Raw genomic sequence first — 17068 nt, 5'->3', positions numbered from 1 at the left:
CGTGCTCAGCGGTCCAGCCGCACCCGCACACTGCCCGAATGCGACTGGATGCGGATGTCACCGTCGCCGCCGCCCAGCCGCGTGTCGAGGTGGCTGCCCGGCCCGTAGCGTGGCCGCTCCACCTGGCCGGCATCGCTGTTGATCGAGCCGCTGAAGCTGTTCACCGACAGCTGTGCCGACACTGCGCGCGGCAGGCTCAGCGTGACCGAGGCACTGACCGATTCAACATTGATGCGGCCGCCGGGCGCCAACCCGGCTGCTGCCAGGTCGATGCTGCCTGAGACGGTCTCCACCGCCAGCCGCTGCACGCGCCCGGCGTCGACCTCGACCCGGCCGGACACCGTCTGCGCACCGATATCACCGGACACGCCGCCGCCGGCCTCGATCCGGCCACTGACCGTGTTCACATCCAGCTTCGGCGTCTGCAGGCGTGCGCTGACGCTGCCACTGACCGTGTTGAGCTTGCTGTCGCCACTGCGGCCAGCCGCGCTCAGGCTGCCGCTGACCGTGTCGGCCTGCAGCCGTCGCACATCGATGCCACTGATGTCCTGGCTGGCACTGACCGTGCTCAGCAGCAACTCCACCGAATGCGGCACGTTCAGCACCAGCGTCGCGCCGCCGTTGTTGTTGCGGCGGGGGTATTCGATCTCCCAGCGCACACGGTTGGCGCTCTTCTCCTGGCGCAGCTGCAGGCCGTCGCTGAGCGTACCGGTGAGCTGCACGTCATTGCGGTCCCAACCACGCACGGTGACCTTCCCAGCGACGTTGCTCAGCTCGATGCGACCGCCCGCGGCCAGGGTGTGGCGCTCGTCGATACGGGTGTCGGCCAGCGCCACGGCGGGGGCCAGCAGCAGCGCGACGCAGCAGGAAATCAGGGTTCGGGTCATGGGGAGTCTCCTCAGGTCGTCAGGCCGGACTCGGCGGCATAGGCCGCCTGCCGGGTCAGTTCCAGCCGCAGCGCGTAGGTGCGCTTGAGCTGGCCAAGCAGGTGCGGCGCACGCGGGTCCTGCGCCAAGGCGGCACGGATCTGCGCCGCGCTTTCATCCAGTTCATGCAGGGCCGGCTGCCATTCCGGCGCCCGGCCATCGGGCAGCGCGGCCACGGCCTGCTGGTACTGTTCGGTCATCGCCGCTGCCTGCAGCTGCAGCGCGGACGGCACCGGCGTGTCCGGCTGCGCGTGGCGCCACGGCGCCACCGCATACAGTGCCAGGCTGGCGGCCAGCGCGGCGCCCACCGGCAGCCACAAGCGGCGCCGCGAACGGGTTGGCAGGGCCACCACGTTGCCCGTTGGCGGAGGTGCTGCCTGCGGTTCGCGCGGCGGCAGCTGTGCCGACAGGCGCGCCCAACCATCGGTGGGGACATCGCGCTCGTTCGGCAGCCCGCGCAGCCGGGCCAGCAGGTCGTGATCGGAATCGTGTTCGTGTGTACTCATGTCATGTCTCCCAGCCGTGCGCGCAACAGGCCGCGCGCACGATGCAGCTGTGCCTTGGAACTGCCGACGGCCATCTGCAGCTGCTCGGCGATTTCCTGGTGTTTCCAGCCTTCGATGTCGTGCAGCACCAGTACCGCACGCGCCCGTGGTGGCAGTGTCGACAGCGCGCGCTCAAGATCGCGCTCGGTCCCGGCACAACGGTCATGCACCGCCAGTTCCTGCAGGCCGCCGTCGACATTGTCCAGGCTGTCGTGATCCTGACCGGCCGCCCGGCCGCGCAGTTCCATCAGCGCGGCGTTGACGCCCAGCCGATGCAGCCAGGTGGACAGGCTGCTCTCGAAACGGAACCCCGGCAGTGCTTTCCAGGCCTGCAGGAAAGCCTCCTGCAGCGCATCCTCGGCACGTGCCTGCTGGCCGCCACACAATCGCCACAGCACAGCGAATACACGCGGCGCGTGACGCCGGTACAGCAGTTCATAGGCAGCGGTGTCGCCCGCGGCCGCCGCCCGCACCAGGGCGGGTTCGTCGGCGGCGTCGTTGGCGGCAGGCGGCGCGGGCATGGTGGTGTCGAGCATATCGCTTGGATGCGGCGACCCGGGAAAAGGTTTAGAACCGATCGATGATCGATGGCATGCAACCTTTTTTGCCGCTGCCGCATCCATGGATGGTCCTTCGCGAAACTACCGTCCGGGAGTCCTGCCATGTCCAGCCCAACCTGCGCCGCCCTGCTGGTGATCGCCGCCTGCGTCGTGCTGCAGGCATTGGGGCTGTCGCTGCAGCTGCGCCCCGACAACGGCCGCGCCTGCCTGCAGCAGCATCGCCAGGAGCTGGTGTGCCTGGCCTGGGCCCCGGCGGTCGAATCCACGGCACGCGCCGGGTAACATCGAAGGTCGTTACTGCCACCTGTTGTCGCCACCATGATGTTGTCGCTGAAGGATCACCTGCCGGCCTGGACCTACCCTTGGCTCCACGACGCGGGTATCGCCGTGAAGATCCTGCTCACCCTGCTGGCCGCGTGGCTGCTGCGGGTGATGGCGCGGCGCTTGATCCGCCGCTTCGCCGAGCACTACACGCTGCCGCCTGAGATGGCGATGGGCGCGCGCCGGATCAGCAGTTTCGTGGTTTATTTCAGCGCAGTGCTGTACATCCTCAGCTTGCTCGGCGCCTCGCCGTCGGTGTTGTGGACCGCGTTCACCGGCTTCGCGGCCGTGGGTGCGGTGGCCTTCTTCGCAGCGTGGAGCGTGCTGTCCAACATCTTCTGCACGCTGCTGATCTTCACCACCCGCCCGTTCCGCCTGCATGACTACATCGAAGTGCTTGAGAACGGCGAGAAGCCGGGCCTGAAGGGCCGGGTGATCGACGTGAACCTGATCTACACCACGCTGCAGGAAACCGGCGACGGCCACGAGGGCACGGTGCTGCAGCTGCCGAACAACCTGTTCTTCCAGCGCACGGTGCGCCGCTGGCGCGACCCGGGACAAGCGCCAGGCGGCATCCAGGGCGACGGCTGAGGTTGGGGGATTCGGCAGGGCTGCGCCCTGCACCCGCAGATGCTTCAAACCAAGGCAAAGGCAACAGCAAAAGCATGCTATCCGTGGGATGGCGGGGTGGATCCGGTTGCGGGAGACGCCGTGAACCCATCCGTGGGGGCTTGGCCGCGGCATCCATGCCGCGGACACTCCCGCAACCGGACCCACCCCGCCTTCGACAGTTTCCTGCGGTCTGTTGGACATGCCGATGGGGTCAGATCCGTTTTCCTGCGGAAAACGGATCTGACCCCGATTTATTTCGATATCTGACAGATTTCATCCACGCATGGCGTGGATCCACCCGATCGCGGAAATCTGTCAGAGGTGGGGCGGTGTGGGTAGGCAGGACCGTTGGCGCCATGGATGGCGCCATCGAGCCCCCAGGGACGGGTTTACGGCGTGTCCTGCCTACCCACACCGCCCCGCCAACCCACGGAATGCCCGCTTTTGACGTTGACGTTGACGTTGCTTCGGCAGGTGCAGGGCGCAGCCCTGCCGAACAACCTTTACCTCAGCTGGCTGTCCTTGCTGCCACGCCGGTTGTAGCCGGCATGCGCCTGCTCTTCGTCATCGTGCGCCTGCTGGCACGCCACGCACAGCCGGACACCGGGCACGGCCTGGCGCCGCGCCAACGGGATCGGCGCGTCGCATTCCTCACAGTGTTCCAGACCGGGGCCCTCGCGCAGCTGCCGCCGCGCGCGGGCGATCGCATCGTCGACGGTGGCGTCGATCTGGTCCTGGACCGCGCCGTCTCCCGCCCAACCGGTGGCCATGGCCATCCTCCGCAGGTGTGTCGCCTGATATGGGGACGATACACTGCGCCGCAAACGGTAGCGCCGGGCCGTGCCCGGCGGGCGTAGCGGCCGGTTCAGCCGCGCCTTACCAGACCAGGTCGTCGGGTACCTGGAACTGGGCGTAGTAGGCGTCGTCCTCGGCGTTGCCGGTGGAGATCTCAGCGGTCGAGCCCGGCTGGCCGTGGTCGACGATGATCGCCTCCGGGGCGCGTTCACGTACCTTCTCGGCGGCGGCACGCGGCAGCAGGGCGTAGCCGTCGCCGTGGGCAACGATGACCAGTACACCGACCGACAGCGCCTTGCGCAGCTTGGGGTCGATCAGCAGGGTGCGGATCGCTGCGCCATCGCTGAAGCGATACTCGTCATCGCCCTTGTGAGGCACGGCATGGGCGCTGATGATCTGCCGGGCCTGGGCTTTCTGCTCAGCCTGACGGGCCTGCGCATTGCGCTCGGCAGCCAGCGCGCGGTCACGCTCGACCTTCTCGGCACGGGCCCGCTCGGCCTCGCGCTGGACCTCGGCCGAGGTCGATTCGGCCTTGCCCTGGCGGGCCTTGGCCTGCGCGCTCGCGGCGGCGCTTGCCTGGGACTTCTTGGCCAGGCCGGCCTTGAGCAATTGTTCCTGCAGCGCGTTGGGCTTTGCCATGGTCGATGTGTACCGCGTGTAATCTTGGATGCCCCATTCTACCGACGCCCCGCCGCCCCTGCATGGCAGTCCTGAAGTACCTCACCGGCTATCCCGAACCCCTGGTCGCCCAGGTCAGCGAACTGCTGGCGCAGGGCAAGCTCGGCCCCTGGCTGCAACAGCGCTACCCCGACCCGCACGAGGTACGCAGCGACCGCCAGCTGTACGACTACACGCAGGACCTGAAGGACCGCTACCTGCGCAAGTCGGTGCCGCTCAACAAGGTCTGCTACGACAACACGCTGGAAGTGATCAAGCATGCGCTGGGCACCCACACCGCCATTTCCCGCGTGCACGGTGGCCGCCTCAAGGCCAGCCGCGAGATCCGCATCGCCACCGTGTTCCGCCAGGCCCCGGCGGCGTTCCTGCGCATGATCGTGGTGCATGAACTGGCCCACCTGAAGGAAGCCGACCACAACAAGGCCTTCTACCAGCTGTGCCAGCACATGGAGCCGGATTACCTGCAACTGGAGTTCGATACCCGCCTGTACCTGACCGAGCTGGCCAACCGCAGCCAGCGCTGACCGGCCGCAGCAGCTACACTGCGCGCCCCCTGCCCGACCTGCCCGCCATGGAACCGATCCGTCTCGACAAACGCCTGTCCGCCCTGCTCGGCATCCCGCGCGGCGAAGCGCGGCGCTACATCGAAGGTGGCTGGGTCACCGTCAATGGCGAGGTGGTGGAACAGCCGCAGCGCCCGGTCGATGACAGCGCGGTGATCGTGGTGGCCCAGCAGGCCAGTGACGAAAAGGCCGAACGGGTCAGCATGCTGTTGAACAAGCCGGCCGGTGTCGCCGCTGAAACCCTGTGCGCGTTGGTCAGCAGTGACAGCCGCAGCGAGCTCGATGCCAGCGACATCCGACCGCTGCAGCGGCATTTCCACGGCCTGCAGCTGGCCGCATCACTGCCTGCGGCCGATAGCGGCCTGGTCGTGGTCAGCCAGGATCCGGCCACGCTGGCGCATCTGCAGCGCAATCTGGGCCGCACTGAGCAGGAATACCTGATCGAAGTGGCCGAGGGCGGCCCGGAGCGTGGGCCATGGCTGATGGCACGTTTGCAGCAGGAGGCCGGCGGCGGCAAGGTCAGCTGGCAGAGCGAGCAGCGGCTGCGGTTCGCCGGCAAGGGGCTGACCGCCAAGGGCCTGCGTTCGGCGGTGACAACCGCCGGGTTGCAGGTAATCGGGGTGCGCCGGCTGCGTATCGGCCGCGTGGCGCTGGGGCCGCTGTCGCCGGGTCAGTGGCGTTACCTGGGCAGCGACGAGCGCTTCTGAGGCTCCCGGGTCAGAGCCCTTTCCTGTGAAAAGGGGGCCGACCCCATCCGTGACGCCCGCCGGGGTCGGCCCCCTTGCCGCAGGCAATGGCTCTGAGCCCGGATTGATCCTGCAGATCTTCTTCCACGCATGACGTGGATCTACCATCGGGGCATGAGCCTGTCCAAGCCCTTCTGGCGACGCCTGCTGCGCATCGCTGCAATCATTCTCGCTGCGCTGTTGCTGCTGGTGCTGTCCGGCCTGCTGCTGGCCGACCATCTCACGCCGCAGGCACGGGGCACACCCTCGCAGGTGCTGCCACTGCAGCCGGCGCAGACCCGCATCGACCAGCAGATCGTGCCATTGCAGGAGGCCCATCCCGGGCAGTCCGGCGTGGCTTTCCTCAGTGATGGCATGGATGCCTTCGCCGCACGCGCAATGATCACCGCACAGGCTGGCCGGAGCCTGGACCTGCAGTACTACATCTGGCACGACGACCTGGTCGGCCACCTGATGGCCAAGGCGCTGTACGACGCCGCAGAGCGTGGGGTGCGTGTGCGCATCCTGCTCGACGACATGAACGCCAAGGACAAGGACGCCTTGATGATGGCGCTCGATGCACATCCCAACATCGAGCTGCGCCTGTACAACCCGTTCCGCAACCGCAGCGGCATCGCGCGCACGCTGGAGCTGGTGCAACGCGCCTTCAGCGTGAACCACCGCATGCACAACAAGAGCTGGATCGCCGATGGCCGCATTGCGATCGTCGGTGGCCGCAACATCGGCGAGGAGTACTTCAGCGCGCGTGACGACGTGAACTTCCAGGATCTGGACCTGGTCGTGGCCGGGCCGGCCGTGCAGCAGGCCAACCGGATCTTCGACGACTACTGGAACAGCAGCGCGGCCATCCCGATTTCCGCGCTGGCGTCCTACACCGATGCACAGTTGCGGCAGCTGGTGCGCCAGTCGGACCTGGATGCGATGCATGCCAAGGCGCAGCCTTACCTGCAGCGCGTGGCCGAATCACGCCAGCGGCAACGGCCCAGCCCGGAACCGCTGCACTGGAGCGCGCACGTGCGGATCGCGTCCGATCCACCGATGAAGCACCGCGACGATGATCGCCGCAGCTGGCTGGTCAGCACGCTCAGCGAGGAACTGCGCAGCACCCGCCGCAGTGCGCTGTTGATTTCGCCCTATTTCGTGCCCGGCCACGACGGCGTCGAGGCACTTTCGACGCTGGCCACACGTGGCGCGCAGGTTGGCGTGGTCACCAATTCACTGGCTGCCAACGACGTGGCGGCCGTGCATGGCGGCTACATGGGCTACCGCGTGCCGCTGCTGCAGGCCGGCGTGCAGCTGTACGAACTGAAGGCGCATGGCCGGCCCGATGCCAGCCTGTTCGGCAGCAGCGGCGCCAGCCTGCACACCAAGGCATTCGTGGTCGACAACCGCCGTGGCTTCGTCGGCTCGTTCAATCTCGACCCGCGCTCGGCCTATCTCAACACCGAAATGGGCGTGCTGTTCGATGACCCGGTGCTCGGCGCGCAGCTGCGCGACGAGTACCTGCGCCTGGCCAGCCCTGCGTACAGCTGGTGGCTGGCCCTGGGCCACAACGATGCGCTGCGCTGGCTGGAACGGCAACCGCCTCCTCACTGGGTGGAGACCGAGCCCGGTGCCAGCCTCGGCAAACGCTGGACCGCACGGGTGATCAGCTGGCTGCCGGTGGAATCGCAGCTGTAGCGCTCACGGTACCGGACGGCCCTGCGCCTGCCCGGCTTCGTCCAGCGTTTCCACGCTGCGCCCATGCAGGCGCCGCCAGATCCAGCGCAGTGCATGCGGCGGTGCCGACGGCAGTTGTTCCAGCAGCGCCAGCATGCGGTTCTGGCTGGCGTGGCCATGCCGGCACAGCAGGCTGGCCGCTGCCGCCGCACGAGCCAGGCGCAGGCTGTCGGCGAGCGGGCCGTCCGCCTCCGGCGCCAACGCCTGGTGCACCGGCTCGGGCAGCTCCCAGGCTGCAGCCACGCGTTGTGCCAGTGGCAACGACCACTGCTGCAGCAGCTGCAGGGCCAGCGCCGGCTCTACGGTTTCGCCGCGTGCCTGCGCTTCCTGCAGCAACTGCCGCATCACCAGTGCCGAGCCCAGTCCCTGCACCAGCCCCAGCCACTGGGCGGCGAAAGCGTCGCCGAAGGTGACCGTGCGCGCGTGATCGGCCGCCGCACGCGACGCCAGCAGGGCGTGCTCCCAGATGATCGTGCTGAACTGCGGAAACACCTCGCACTGCACCTGCATCACCGGCTGCACCAGCACCGCGCTGATGATCTGGCGCACGCCTTCGGTACCGACCAGGGTCACCGCCCGCTGCAGGCTTTCCACCGGCCGCTCATGCACCTTGTAGGCCGGGCTGTTGGCGATGCGCAGCAGGTTGCCGGTCAGCACCGGGTCCTGGCCGATGATCGCCGCCATCACCCGCGCCGAAGCCGCATCGTCGTTCACCGTCTGGATCAGCTGCGGCAGCAGCTGCGGGCGGCGCGGCAGCTGCCGGGCCGCCCAGTCGCGGTCCTGCAGCGCGCGCGCCACCGCCTCGCCCAGCGCTGATACCTCGGCCGCTGCCGGCCCGTCGGCCAAACGCGGGTACAGGGCCAGCGCATGCAGGCCGCGCTGCAGGTGGGCCGCGATCTCGCCCGCGGGCAGCGCCTCCCCCTGCAGGCTGGCCGCGGCGGCGGCCACCGCCTGTCGCGAAACCGCCGCCAGGCGTGACGGAGCCGCCCCGGTCAGGCGCGCCAGCCAGCCACGCAGCGATCGCCACCAGGCCGGCGTCATCGCCGCCCGCTCTGTTGTTGTGGTGCCCTTGCCGTCACTGACCGCCTGCCTCTTCACGCGAATCCGGCCACCCGCCGTCGTCGCAGCATCGGCCGCACTTTCATCTTCTTTAACCGGACGGTCGCCGATGTCGACGGCAGCGACCGGGCGAATGGACTAGAATGGCGCCGCGCGACCCGTCCCCCTGCACCGACGACGTCGCTTTTTTTGTTTTGGGACCCTACCGTTCACTGGCCGTTCGCTGCAGTTCGCCGCTGTTCGCGCCATCGGAGACGCCATGCTATTCGAAACCCTCGCCACCACCGGCCACGAACAAGTGGTGTTCTGCCACAACCACGATGCCGGCCTGAAGGCGATCATCGCCATCCACAACACCACCCTGGGCCCGGCCCTGGGCGGCGTGCGCATGCGCCCCTACGCCAGTACCGACGAGGCGCTGGCCGACGTGCTGCGGCTGAGCCGGACGATGACCTACAAGAATGCGCTGGCCGGCCTCAACGTGGGTGGCGGCAAGGCGGTCATCATCGGCGACCCGAAGGTGGACAAGACCGAGGTGCTGTTCCGCGCCTTCGGCCGCTATGTCGATTCGCTGGGCGGGCGCTACATCACCGCCGAGGACGTCGGCACCGACGTCAACGACATGGAAAACATCTACCTGGAGAGCCAGTTCGTGACCGGCGTGCATCAGGTCCATGGCGGCTCCGGCGACCCGGCGCCTTTCACGGCCTACGGTGCACTGCAGGCACTGATGGCATCGATGCGCTTCAAGTTCGGCCACGAGGAAGTGGGCAAGACCAGCATCGCGGTGCAGGGCCTGGGCCATATCGGCATGGAACTGGTGAAGCTGCTGCGTGACCGCGGCGCCAAGCTGTACGTCACCGATCTGGACAGTGCGCTGGTGGATCGCGCGGTCAGCGATTTCGGCGCCGAAGCGGTCAAGCCGGACGAGATCCACGAAGTGAACGCCGACGTGTTCGCGCCGTGCGCGCTGGAAGGCGCGATCAACGCCGATACCCTGCCGCGGATCAAGGCGAAGATCATCTGCGGCACCGCCAACAACCAGCTGTCGAGCCTGGAGATCGGCGACGAACTGCACGCGCGCGGCATCCTCTACGCGCCGGACTACGCGGTCAACGCCGGCGGCGTGATGAACGTGTCGCTGGAGATCGACGGCTACAACCGCGAACGCGCGATGCGCCTGATCCGCAGCATCTACCACAACCTTACCCGCATCTTCGAACTGTCGCAGCGCGAGAACATCGCGCCGCAGCGCGCAGCCGACCGCATCGCCGAAAGCCGCATCCTGTCGATCGGCAAGCTGAAGATGCCGCTGGGCCGCAGCACGCCGCGCCTGGGCAACCTGCGCGGCGGCTGAGCCTGCAGATGTCGCGCCGGGAGTCTTCCCGGCGCGACCGATGGCTCAGAACCCGGTGCTGTAGCGCAACGCGGCCTGCCGCGCACCCTCGCCACCGACGCGCTGGTCGAAGCCGACGCTCAGGCGGCCATTGCGGCCCCACCACGATTCCAGCGCCACGCCGATCAACGCACTGCCGCGCGGCGCATTCCAGCCTGCGAGTGGCGCCCAGGCATCCACGCCGACAAAGCTGGCCTGCCAATCGGCGTCACCGCCGTCCAGCCGCTGCTGCCACTCGGCATGTCCACGCAGTGTCCAACGCCCCCAGCCACGCTCCCCCCGGATGCCGGCCAGCATCTGGCTGCGCTGCACGCCGGTGGCATCCCCCCGCAGGCCGAAGCCGAAACCGCCCAGTTCATTGAAGGCATCGGTATCGACACGCGTGGTGCTGGCGCCCAGGTAGGGGGTCAATGAAGCGCCGGCGCGGCCCAGGCGATATCCGCCTTCGACGCTGGCACTGCTGAAACGACCGCCATAGCGCGAAGAAACGCCGTACGCGCCTGCGCCCAGCAGCAGCTGGCGATCCAGCGCGCGGGTGAACTGGCCACTGCCGAGCTGGGCCAGCGCATAGCCACGCCCCAGGCTCCATCCGGCGTACAGCTGCGCCTGTGCCTGGCGATCACGCCCGCGATCACCACCGAAGCTGCTGCCTCCATTGCTGCGGGTCTCGCCGAAGGCCACGCCCATCAGGCCGTTGCTGCCCAATGGCAGGTCCTGGCCGGCCATCCAGCCACGGCTGTCGGCGCTGTTGCCGGCGAAGCTGCCCTGCCCGGCTTCGCCCAGCGCCTCCCGCCAGCTGCCGCGCAGCCGTGGCGTGGCCTGTACGCGATCGAAGCGCTCGGCAATCGCACGCCGCGACATGTCGATGCTGTCGAACGTGGCGGCCTCGGCACGCGCATGCGCCTGTCCGGACAGGCTCTGCAGACTGTCCGCCAGGCCCTGCTGGCCCCCGCCGGCCCACTGCAGCGCGCCGGCCGCCGTACCGAAGGGCGATCCCTGCAGGCGGGGGTTGCCGTCGAGCACCGCGAATGCGCCTTCCAGACGCTGCGCCGCCGCCTGCGCAGATGCGCCCAGTCCACTGGCCGCGGCGGTGACGCTGACCTGGGTCACGTTCAACCAGGCGTTGTTGCTGTCGTAGCCATAGCTGCTCTGAAGCAGGGACAGCCCCTGCAGACCGGTCGCGCTGGCCGGGGTGCTGAAGGTGCCGTTCAGGCCCCCCGCGGCGTGGATGAGGTCCTGGCGCGTGCCGTTCTGCGGGACGTAGCCGGACACAAAGCCGTGTACGCGCACGCCACCGTCGATCGTGGCGTTGCCGGTGACCTGCAGCGCGTTGGCACCGAGCGCGATCATCAGCTGTGCACCGGCTTGCTGGGTGTAGTTGCCCTCGATGGTGCCGGTGGTGTTGCCGGTGGTGAGGAACACGCTGCTGCCGTTGATCACGTTGCCGATCACCCGTGGCGTGCCTCCATTGAACTGCAGGCCGGTGGAGTCCGGGTCGGCCTGGGGCAGGATCGTCACGTTGGAGCGGATGACGCCGCCGTTCTGCAGCGACAGGATGCCGCGCTCGATGCGGGTGGCGCCGGAATAGCTGTTGTTGCCGGCCAGTACCAGCTTGCCCCCGCCCTGCTTGACCAGGCCACCGTTGCCGGTGATGTCGTTGCTCCACATCGAGTTGGTCGAGCCGGCATCGACGTTGGCAACCACATCGCCCCAGTCGAAGCGGCCGGGTCCGTTGATCGCGCGGCCGATGTCGAGCAGGCCGTAGCCGAACACCGGATCCACCCCGGGCGCACCGATGTCCTTGGCGGTGCCCAGCAGGGTCTGCCGCACCAGATCGTTGTTGAAGTAGGGGAAACGTTGCCAGACCAGCGCCGCCGCACCGGAGACCAGCGGCGCGGCGAACGAGGTGCCGTAGTTCCAGTAGTAGCTGCCACCGTTGGCATCCGGGTAAACCGCGCTGCCCGGTGCTGCCAGGCAGTAGCGTGCCGCCTGGCCGCAGGCATTGGCATAGCTGGCCAATGCGCCCGGCGTATACGGATCCACCGCCGTGGCCACCAGCCAACCGCGTTCCAGATCAGCCGCCGGCAGCGTGCCGGCCACGCCCTTCTGGCTGGGCAGCGCGGCCAGGCTGCTCGGCTCGCTGCGGCCATCGTTGCCGGCAGCGAAGACAACCAGGCCACCGTGGTTGATCACGAACGGCCGGTATTCGGCGGCCACCTGCGCGGTGGTCGGCAGGTCGGTCCAGTACAGGCCGCCCCACGAATTGTTCATCACCTTCACGTTGTAGTTGATCAGGTCCTGGTGAACCTGGGCCACGCCCAGCGGCCCACTGAAGGCATTGCCCTGGCCACTGCCGTCATCGCTCGGCGGTTTGTCGGAAATGATCCGCGCCGAGACGATCTGCGCACCCGGCGCGATGCCGCCCGGCCACGATCCCACCGCCGCACCGGCGGCGAGGCTGGCCACGGCGGTGCCATGACCGACCACGTCGTCGACCGCCAGATTGTTCCTGGCGGGATCGATGTAGTTCAGGTTCGCGAGCACCCGTCCATTCAGCGCCACCGCGTTGCGCTGCACGCCCGAATCGACGATGCCGATGCGCACGCCCTGCCCGGTCAGGCCGGCCGCCTGAGCAGCACGCGCGTTGGTGACTGAAAGATGCGCATCGAAGGCCGGCTCCTGCGGCTTGGCCGGCGGTGGTGTCGTCGGCGGAGGCGGGGTGGGCGGCGTGGTCGGTGGCGGGTCGACACGGATGTTGCTGCCGCCCCCGCCGCCGCCACAGGCCGTCAGTGCCACCGCCAGCGCCGTTGCCAGCCCGGACCTCACCTTCATCATGCGTTCCATCGATTCCTTCCCATGAACGTTGTCCTGCCATCGGCCTGGCAGGTGTGCGGCCGCGCCCAGCGGCGGCCCTTCGCGACCCTCTATACTGGGGCCGACCCCCACGCAGTCTGCCGGGAAACCGGGACGTATCCAACGGCCCCCGGTCTCCTTTCCGAACATTGCTTACGCATCAACGAGATTGCCATGTCCAACATCGTCATCGCCGCCGCCAAGCGCACCGCCATCGGCTCCTTCCTCGGCCAGTTCAACGGCGTGCCCACCCCCACCCTCGGCGCGGCCGCCATCGCCGCCGCCCTGAAACAATCGGGTGTGCCGGCCAGCGACGTTTCCGAAGTCCTGATGGGCTGCGTGCTGCCGGCCAACCTCGGCCAGGCGCCCGCCCGCCAGGCCGCGATCGCCGCCGGCATTCCGCTGTCGACCGGTGCCACCACGCTGAACAAGGTGTGCGGCTCGGGCATGAAGACCATCATGCTCGGGCATGACCTGATCAAGGCCGGTTCGGCCAGGGTCGTGGTCGCCGGCGGCATGGAATCGATGTCCAACGCCCCGCACATGCTGCCCAATTCGCGCACCGGCAACCGCTTCGGCAACTTCCAGGCGGTCGACCACATGGCCCACGATGGCCTGGTCAATGCCTATGACGGCAAGGCCATGGGCGAATTCGCCGAGTGCGCGGTGGACAAGTACAAGTTCAGCCGCGAAGAGCAGGACGCCTACGCCATCGAGTCGGTCAGGCGCGCGCAGGCGGCGCAGGCCAACGGTGCGTTCGCCGACGAGATCGTTGCGGTGAAGGTCGCCACCCGCAAGGGCGAGGTCGAGGTCGCCACCGACGAGCAGCCGGGCCGTTCCGACATCGCCAAGATCCCGACCCTGCGTCCGGCCTTCAAGAAGGACGGCAGCGTGACCGCAGCCAGCTCTTCCAGCATTTCCGACGGCGCCGCCGCGGTGGTCCTGCTGACCGAGGAAGATGCGGCCGCGCGTGGCATCACCCCGCTGGCGCGCATCGTTGGCCATGCCACCCATTCGCAGGAACCGGAATGGTTCACCACCGCCCCGATCGGCGCGCTGCACACGCTGCTGGCCAAGACCGGCTGGTCGCTCGACCAGGTCGACCTGTTCGAAATCAACGAAGCCTTTGCCGTGGTCGCGATGGCACCGATGCGCGAACTGGGCATCCCGCACGACAAGCTCAACGTGAATGGTGGCGCCTGCGCGCTGGGTCATCCGATCGGTGCATCCGGTGCACGGCTGGTGGTGACCCTGGTCAATGCCCTGCGCACGCGCGGTGGCAAGCGCGGCATTGCCACCCTCTGCATCGGCGGCGGCGAAGCAACTGCAATTGCCATCGAGTTGATTTAAAAAGATTTAACGATGATTTCGCAAAAATGAATGCGGGATCGCTTGACACCCAATCTTGGCTTGTCATCATGTTGCCGGCGCGCAGTTGCGCGTTGCCTAATCTAACGACGAGGATTCACACAATGAGCATCAACAAGCTGCTGGTCGCGATGTCCCTGGCTCTGGCCCTGGCCGCCTGCTCGAAGCAGGAAGCTGCCCAGGACGCCGCTGCTTCGGCCAACGAAGCCGCCACCGAAGCCCAGGCTGCTGCCGACCAGGCCGCCGCTGCCGGCGCCCAGACCGCCGACGCTGCCCAGCAGGCCGCTGACACCGCCGCCACCGCTGCTGACGCTGCCACCGACGCCGCTGCCCAGACCGCCGGTGCTGCCACCGACGCTGCTGCCGGCGCCGCTGCTGACGCTGCCAAGGCTGCTGAAGGCACCGCCGAGAAGGCCAAGGACGCTGCTGAAGAAGCCAAGAAGTAATAACTTCTTTCTTCACGCTGTTCTGGAAAAGCCGCTGGTTCGCCAGCGGCTTTTTCTTTGCCCGGTCTTCACAATGGCATGAATAGGCTGGCGTCCCCATCCATTGCAGCACCGGAGACCGCCATGAAGATTCGTCCGATCACCACCACCCTGCTGGCCGCCTCCCTGCTGCTGGCCCTGGCCGCCTGCAAGGGCCCGGAAGCCGAACAGGCCAAGCAGGACGCGCAGCAGGCCGCTGACAGTGCCGGTGCTGCCGCCCGCGATGCCGTCGACAAGGCCGCCGCTGCCACCCGTGAAGCCGCCGACAAGACCGCCGCCGCTTCCGAACAGGCCGCCGCCGATACCCAGCAGGCGCTGGACAAGGCCGCCGACGCCACTGCCAACGCCGCCGACAAGGCCAAGGACGCTGCAACCGACGCCGCCGCACACGCCAGCGACGCCACCGCCAACGCTGCGCAGAAGGTCGCCGACAAGGCACGTGATGTCGCCAATGACGCCAAGGCCAATGCCGCCAAGGAAGAAGCCAAGCACTGAGGTCTCCGCGTTCGCCGGGTATGACCCGGCGCTACCAGCCAGCCGAGCATCGGCTCGGCGCTACAGGAAAAGCCGCGGCACTGCCGCGGCTTTTCGCTTTCGCTCTCCGCTTTTCCTGTTGACTCCGTGGTGGACGGCACGGAAACCGTCCAAGGCCACGCGGGTGGGTTGCGCAGGGGTGTCCGCGGCGTGGATGCCGCGGCCAAGCTCCCAAGGACGGGTTCACGGCGCCCCCTGCGCAACCCACTCGCGCGGCCACCGCCGATATCAGCGCCCATCACGAGGGGCTCCGCCGTTGGCCATTCCCTACGGCAGCGCACGCACCAGCATCGCCGACAGATCCAACCCGGCCGGCAACGTCCCGAATGCCAGCCCATGTTCACCGTCCAGCCGGCTGCGCACGAACGCCTCCGCCATCGGACTGCGCGCATGCAGCAGCAGTGCCGCCTGCAGCAGCAGCGCAGTGCGCTCGCAGAACTGCCGCGCCTGCGCCTCCTCCGGCGGTGGCGCCGCTGCCCAGCGCTGCAATGCCGCTGCATAGCGCGCATCGCGATCGGCCACCGCCGCCAACTCACCGCGCAGCGCCGCCATCGCCTCCGGCTCACGCGCCAGCGCGCGCAGAACGTCCAGGCACTGGATGTTGCCGCTGCCCTCCCAGATCGAATTCAATGGCGCCTGGCGGTACAGCCGCGGCAGCATCGACTCCTCCACATAGCCTGCGCCACCCAGGCATTCCTGCGCTTCGTTGACGAACGCCGGCGCGCGCTTGCACAGCCAGTACTTGCCCAGTGCCGTCCCCAATCGTGCCAACGCGGCTTCGTTGGCATCCATGCCGGCACGGTCCACCGCACGCGCGATGCGCATGGCCAGCACCGTGGCCGCTTCCGACTCCAGCGCCAGATCAGCCAGTACGTTGGCCATCAGCGCATGCTCCACCAGCAGCTTGCCGAACGTGCGCCGGTGGCGCGCATGGTGCAACGCCTGCGCCAGCGCCATGCGCATCTCCGCCGCCGCACCGAGCATGCAGTCCAGGCGGGTCATCATCACCATGCCGATGATGGTGGCCACGCCGCGTCCCTCCTCGCCCACGCGCCAGGCCTGCGCGCCACAGAACTCGACCTCGCTGGACGCATTGGCCCAATCGCCCAGCTTGTCCTTCAGCCGCATCAGCCGGAACGCATTGCGGTCGCCATCGGCCAGCCGGCGCGGCATCAGCAGGCAGGTCAGTCCGCCGGGTGCCTGCGCCAGCACCAGGAAGCCATCGCACATCGGCGCGGAAAAGAACCACTTGTGGCCCACCAGGCGATAGCGCTCGCCATCGATCGGTTCGGCGCGCGTGCTGTTGGCGCGCACGTCCGAACCGCCCTGCTTCTCGGTCATGCCCATGCCCAGGGTGATGCCGGTCTTGTCGGTTGCCGGCACATCGCGTGGGTCGTAGACCGGCGCGGCCGCCTTGCGCGCCCATTCGGCCAGGTGCGGCTGCGACTGCAGCACCGCCACTGCCGCATGGGTCATGGTCAAGGGGCAACTGGTGCCGGCTTCGGCCTGGTGATGCAGATAGCTCAGTGCCGCACGCGCCACGTGCGCGCCAGGCTGCGGCTCGTGCCAGGACAATCCCGCCACGCCATGCTGCTTCGCGGCGCCCATCAGCTGGTGGTACGCAGGGTGGAACTCCACCGTGTCGATGCGATGGCCCTGCGCATCGTGCGTGCGCAGCCGCGGGCGATCACGGTTGGCGTCGAAGCCGAGCCGGTACAACTCGTCGCCGGCCAGGGCCCCGTACACGGCCAGGCGTGGCGCAAAGGCTCCGGCCCCCTCGCGCTGCACCGCCTCCATCAACGCCACGTCGTCGGTCCACAGCTGGCGGCCCGCGAACGGTGGCGGCTGGTTCAGCACCACGTGGGTTTCAAACGGCGCGCTGCTGCTGAAGCTGGGTCCACTCATCCG

At 68.2% G+C, this 17068-nt stretch carries 17 protein-coding genes; 9 read left to right on the top strand and 8 right to left on the bottom strand.

The window, feature by feature from the left end; genetic code table 11:
* Positions 1-5: 5 nt before the first annotated feature.
* The 3 genes from AC5P8Z_RS06720 to AC5P8Z_RS06710 are packed head-to-tail and all read right to left on the bottom strand — an operon-like array spanning position 6 to position 2007.
* On the bottom strand, positions 6-887 hold the full coding sequence (locus AC5P8Z_RS06720) for a DUF4097 family beta strand repeat-containing protein (protein WP_495228527.1): 882 nt from the start codon (positions 885-887) through the stop codon (positions 6-8).
* 11 nt (positions 888-898) lie between these two features.
* Complete coding sequence (locus AC5P8Z_RS06715; protein ID WP_286069357.1) at positions 899-1432, bottom strand: hypothetical protein; 534 nt, start codon at positions 1430-1432, stop codon at positions 899-901.
* Positions 1429-2007, bottom strand: a complete 579-nt coding sequence (locus AC5P8Z_RS06710; protein WP_286069358.1) for an RNA polymerase sigma factor — start codon at positions 2005-2007, stop codon at positions 1429-1431. The genes AC5P8Z_RS06715 and AC5P8Z_RS06710 overlap by 4 nt, the downstream gene beginning before the upstream one ends.
* A 126-nt stretch (positions 2008-2133) precedes the next feature.
* On the opposite strand from AC5P8Z_RS06710, the gene AC5P8Z_RS06705 reads away from it, so the two are divergent.
* Together AC5P8Z_RS06705 and AC5P8Z_RS06700 are read left to right on the top strand one after the other, a co-directional pair.
* Positions 2134-2313, top strand: a complete 180-nt coding sequence (locus AC5P8Z_RS06705; RefSeq protein WP_286069359.1) for a hypothetical protein — start codon at positions 2134-2136, stop codon at positions 2311-2313.
* Positions 2314-2349: 36 nt separating this feature from the next.
* Complete coding sequence (locus AC5P8Z_RS06700; RefSeq protein ID WP_286069360.1) at positions 2350-2943, top strand: mechanosensitive ion channel family protein; 594 nt, start codon at positions 2350-2352, stop codon at positions 2941-2943.
* Positions 2944-3467: 524 nt separating this feature from the next.
* Here the strand turns inward: AC5P8Z_RS06700 and AC5P8Z_RS06695 are convergent.
* Together AC5P8Z_RS06695 and AC5P8Z_RS06690 are read right to left on the bottom strand one after the other, a co-directional pair.
* The gene (locus AC5P8Z_RS06695; protein WP_010482865.1) at positions 3468-3734 is read right to left on the bottom strand and encodes a DksA/TraR family C4-type zinc finger protein; all 267 of its coding nucleotides are present in this window, start codon (positions 3732-3734) and stop codon (positions 3468-3470) included.
* A gap of 106 nt (positions 3735-3840) precedes the next feature.
* Positions 3841-4398 carry a DUF2058 domain-containing protein gene (locus AC5P8Z_RS06690; RefSeq protein WP_286069361.1) on the bottom strand — a complete coding sequence of 186 codons (558 nt, stop codon included), beginning with the start codon at positions 4396-4398 and terminating at the stop codon, positions 3841-3843.
* A gap of 62 nt (positions 4399-4460) precedes the next feature.
* Between AC5P8Z_RS06690 and AC5P8Z_RS06685 the strand changes: the two genes are divergently transcribed.
* The 3 genes from AC5P8Z_RS06685 (at position 4461) to AC5P8Z_RS06675 (ending at position 7426) form a co-directional block, all read left to right on the top strand.
* A complete protein-coding gene (locus tag AC5P8Z_RS06685; protein WP_100473548.1) occupies positions 4461-4961 on the top strand; it encodes a M48 metallopeptidase family protein in 501 nt (166 codons plus the stop codon).
* 47 nt (positions 4962-5008) lie between these two features.
* Positions 5009-5707 (top strand): RNA pseudouridine synthase, encoded by a 699-nt coding sequence (locus AC5P8Z_RS06680; RefSeq protein WP_495228525.1) that lies wholly within the window; start codon positions 5009-5011, stop codon positions 5705-5707.
* A 129-nt stretch (positions 5708-5836) separates the two neighbouring features.
* Positions 5837-7426 carry a phospholipase D family protein gene (locus tag AC5P8Z_RS06675; protein ID WP_286069363.1) on the top strand — a complete coding sequence of 530 codons (1590 nt, stop codon included), beginning with the start codon at positions 5837-5839 and terminating at the stop codon, positions 7424-7426.
* Positions 7427-7429: 3 nt separating this feature from the next.
* Here AC5P8Z_RS06675 and AC5P8Z_RS06670 read toward each other — a convergent pair whose 3' ends face one another.
* Positions 7430-8506, bottom strand: a complete 1077-nt coding sequence (locus AC5P8Z_RS06670) for an HDOD domain-containing protein (protein ID WP_495228930.1) — start codon at positions 8504-8506, stop codon at positions 7430-7432.
* 277 nt (positions 8507-8783) lie between these two features.
* Between AC5P8Z_RS06670 and AC5P8Z_RS06665 the strand changes: the two genes are divergently transcribed.
* The gene (locus AC5P8Z_RS06665) at positions 8784-9881 is read left to right on the top strand and encodes a Glu/Leu/Phe/Val dehydrogenase dimerization domain-containing protein (RefSeq protein ID WP_286069366.1); all 1098 of its coding nucleotides are present in this window, start codon (positions 8784-8786) and stop codon (positions 9879-9881) included.
* Positions 9882-9926: 45 nt separating this feature from the next.
* Here the strand turns inward: AC5P8Z_RS06665 and AC5P8Z_RS06660 are convergent, their stop codons facing one another.
* Complete coding sequence (locus tag AC5P8Z_RS06660) at positions 9927-12764, bottom strand: S8 family serine peptidase (RefSeq protein ID WP_495228524.1); 2838 nt, start codon at positions 12762-12764, stop codon at positions 9927-9929.
* 183 nt (positions 12765-12947) lie between these two features.
* Here AC5P8Z_RS06660 and AC5P8Z_RS06655 point away from each other — a divergent pair, with 183 nt between their 5' ends.
* The 3 genes from AC5P8Z_RS06655 (at position 12948) to AC5P8Z_RS06645 (ending at position 15121) form a co-directional block, all read left to right on the top strand.
* Positions 12948-14123: a thiolase family protein gene (locus AC5P8Z_RS06655; RefSeq protein ID WP_495228523.1), complete on the top strand. Its 1176-nt coding sequence runs from the start codon at positions 12948-12950 to the stop codon at positions 14121-14123.
* 122 nt (positions 14124-14245) lie between these two features.
* Positions 14246-14587, top strand: a complete 342-nt coding sequence (locus AC5P8Z_RS06650) for a hypothetical protein (protein WP_005410581.1) — start codon at positions 14246-14248, stop codon at positions 14585-14587.
* A 123-nt stretch (positions 14588-14710) separates the two neighbouring features.
* Positions 14711-15121, top strand: coding sequence for a hypothetical protein (locus AC5P8Z_RS06645; protein ID WP_006461120.1), 411 nt, complete (start codon positions 14711-14713; stop codon positions 15119-15121).
* Positions 15122-15427: 306 nt separating this feature from the next.
* Here the strand turns inward: AC5P8Z_RS06645 and AC5P8Z_RS06640 are convergent, their stop codons facing one another.
* Positions 15428-17065: an acyl-CoA dehydrogenase family protein gene (locus AC5P8Z_RS06640; RefSeq protein WP_286069372.1), complete on the bottom strand. Its 1638-nt coding sequence runs from the start codon at positions 17063-17065 to the stop codon at positions 15428-15430.
* Positions 17066-17068 lie beyond the last annotated feature (3 nt).

It is taken from the genome of Stenotrophomonas sp. YJH_SMC_17, assembly GCF_059371655.1.
Note: the sequence above shows the minus strand (reverse complement) of the source record. Positions and strands in the feature narration are given on the sequence as shown.

Excerpts from the sequence above, each read along its gene's own strand:
- AC5P8Z_RS06685 (WP_100473548.1), top strand. The coding sequence starts at position 4,461 with ATGGCAGTCCTGAAGTACCTCACCGGCTATCCCGAACCCCTGGTCGCC.
- AC5P8Z_RS06675 (WP_286069363.1), top strand. The coding sequence starts at position 5,837 with ATGACGTGGATCTACCATCGGGGCATGAGCCTGTCCAAGCCCTTCTGG.
- AC5P8Z_RS06670 (WP_495228930.1), bottom strand. The coding sequence starts at position 8,506 with ATGACGCCGGCCTGGTGGCGATCGCTGCGTGGCTGGCTGGCGCGCCTG.
- AC5P8Z_RS06710 (WP_286069358.1), bottom strand. The coding sequence starts at position 2,007 with ATGCTCGACACCACCATGCCCGCGCCGCCTGCCGCCAACGACGCCGCC.
- AC5P8Z_RS06715 (WP_286069357.1), bottom strand. The coding sequence starts at position 1,432 with ATGAGTACACACGAACACGATTCCGATCACGACCTGCTGGCCCGGCTG.
- AC5P8Z_RS06695 (WP_010482865.1), bottom strand. The coding sequence starts at position 3,734 with ATGGCCACCGGTTGGGCGGGAGACGGCGCGGTCCAGGACCAGATCGAC.
- AC5P8Z_RS06690 (WP_286069361.1), bottom strand. The coding sequence starts at position 4,398 with ATGGCAAAGCCCAACGCGCTGCAGGAACAATTGCTCAAGGCCGGCCTG.
- AC5P8Z_RS06655 (WP_495228523.1), top strand. The coding sequence starts at position 12,948 with ATGTCCAACATCGTCATCGCCGCCGCCAAGCGCACCGCCATCGGCTCC.
- AC5P8Z_RS06720 (WP_495228527.1), bottom strand. The coding sequence starts at position 887 with ATGACCCGAACCCTGATTTCCTGCTGCGTCGCGCTGCTGCTGGCCCCC.
- AC5P8Z_RS06645 (WP_006461120.1), top strand. The coding sequence starts at position 14,711 with ATGAAGATTCGTCCGATCACCACCACCCTGCTGGCCGCCTCCCTGCTG.
- AC5P8Z_RS06640 (WP_286069372.1), bottom strand. The coding sequence starts at position 17,065 with ATGAGTGGACCCAGCTTCAGCAGCAGCGCGCCGTTTGAAACCCACGTG.
- AC5P8Z_RS06705 (WP_286069359.1), top strand. The coding sequence starts at position 2,134 with ATGTCCAGCCCAACCTGCGCCGCCCTGCTGGTGATCGCCGCCTGCGTC.
- AC5P8Z_RS06650 (WP_005410581.1), top strand. The coding sequence starts at position 14,246 with ATGAGCATCAACAAGCTGCTGGTCGCGATGTCCCTGGCTCTGGCCCTG.
- AC5P8Z_RS06680 (WP_495228525.1), top strand. The coding sequence starts at position 5,009 with ATGGAACCGATCCGTCTCGACAAACGCCTGTCCGCCCTGCTCGGCATC.
- AC5P8Z_RS06700 (WP_286069360.1), top strand. The coding sequence starts at position 2,350 with ATGATGTTGTCGCTGAAGGATCACCTGCCGGCCTGGACCTACCCTTGG.
- AC5P8Z_RS06660 (WP_495228524.1), bottom strand. The coding sequence starts at position 12,764 with ATGGAACGCATGATGAAGGTGAGGTCCGGGCTGGCAACGGCGCTGGCG.
- AC5P8Z_RS06665 (WP_286069366.1), top strand. The coding sequence starts at position 8,784 with ATGCTATTCGAAACCCTCGCCACCACCGGCCACGAACAAGTGGTGTTC.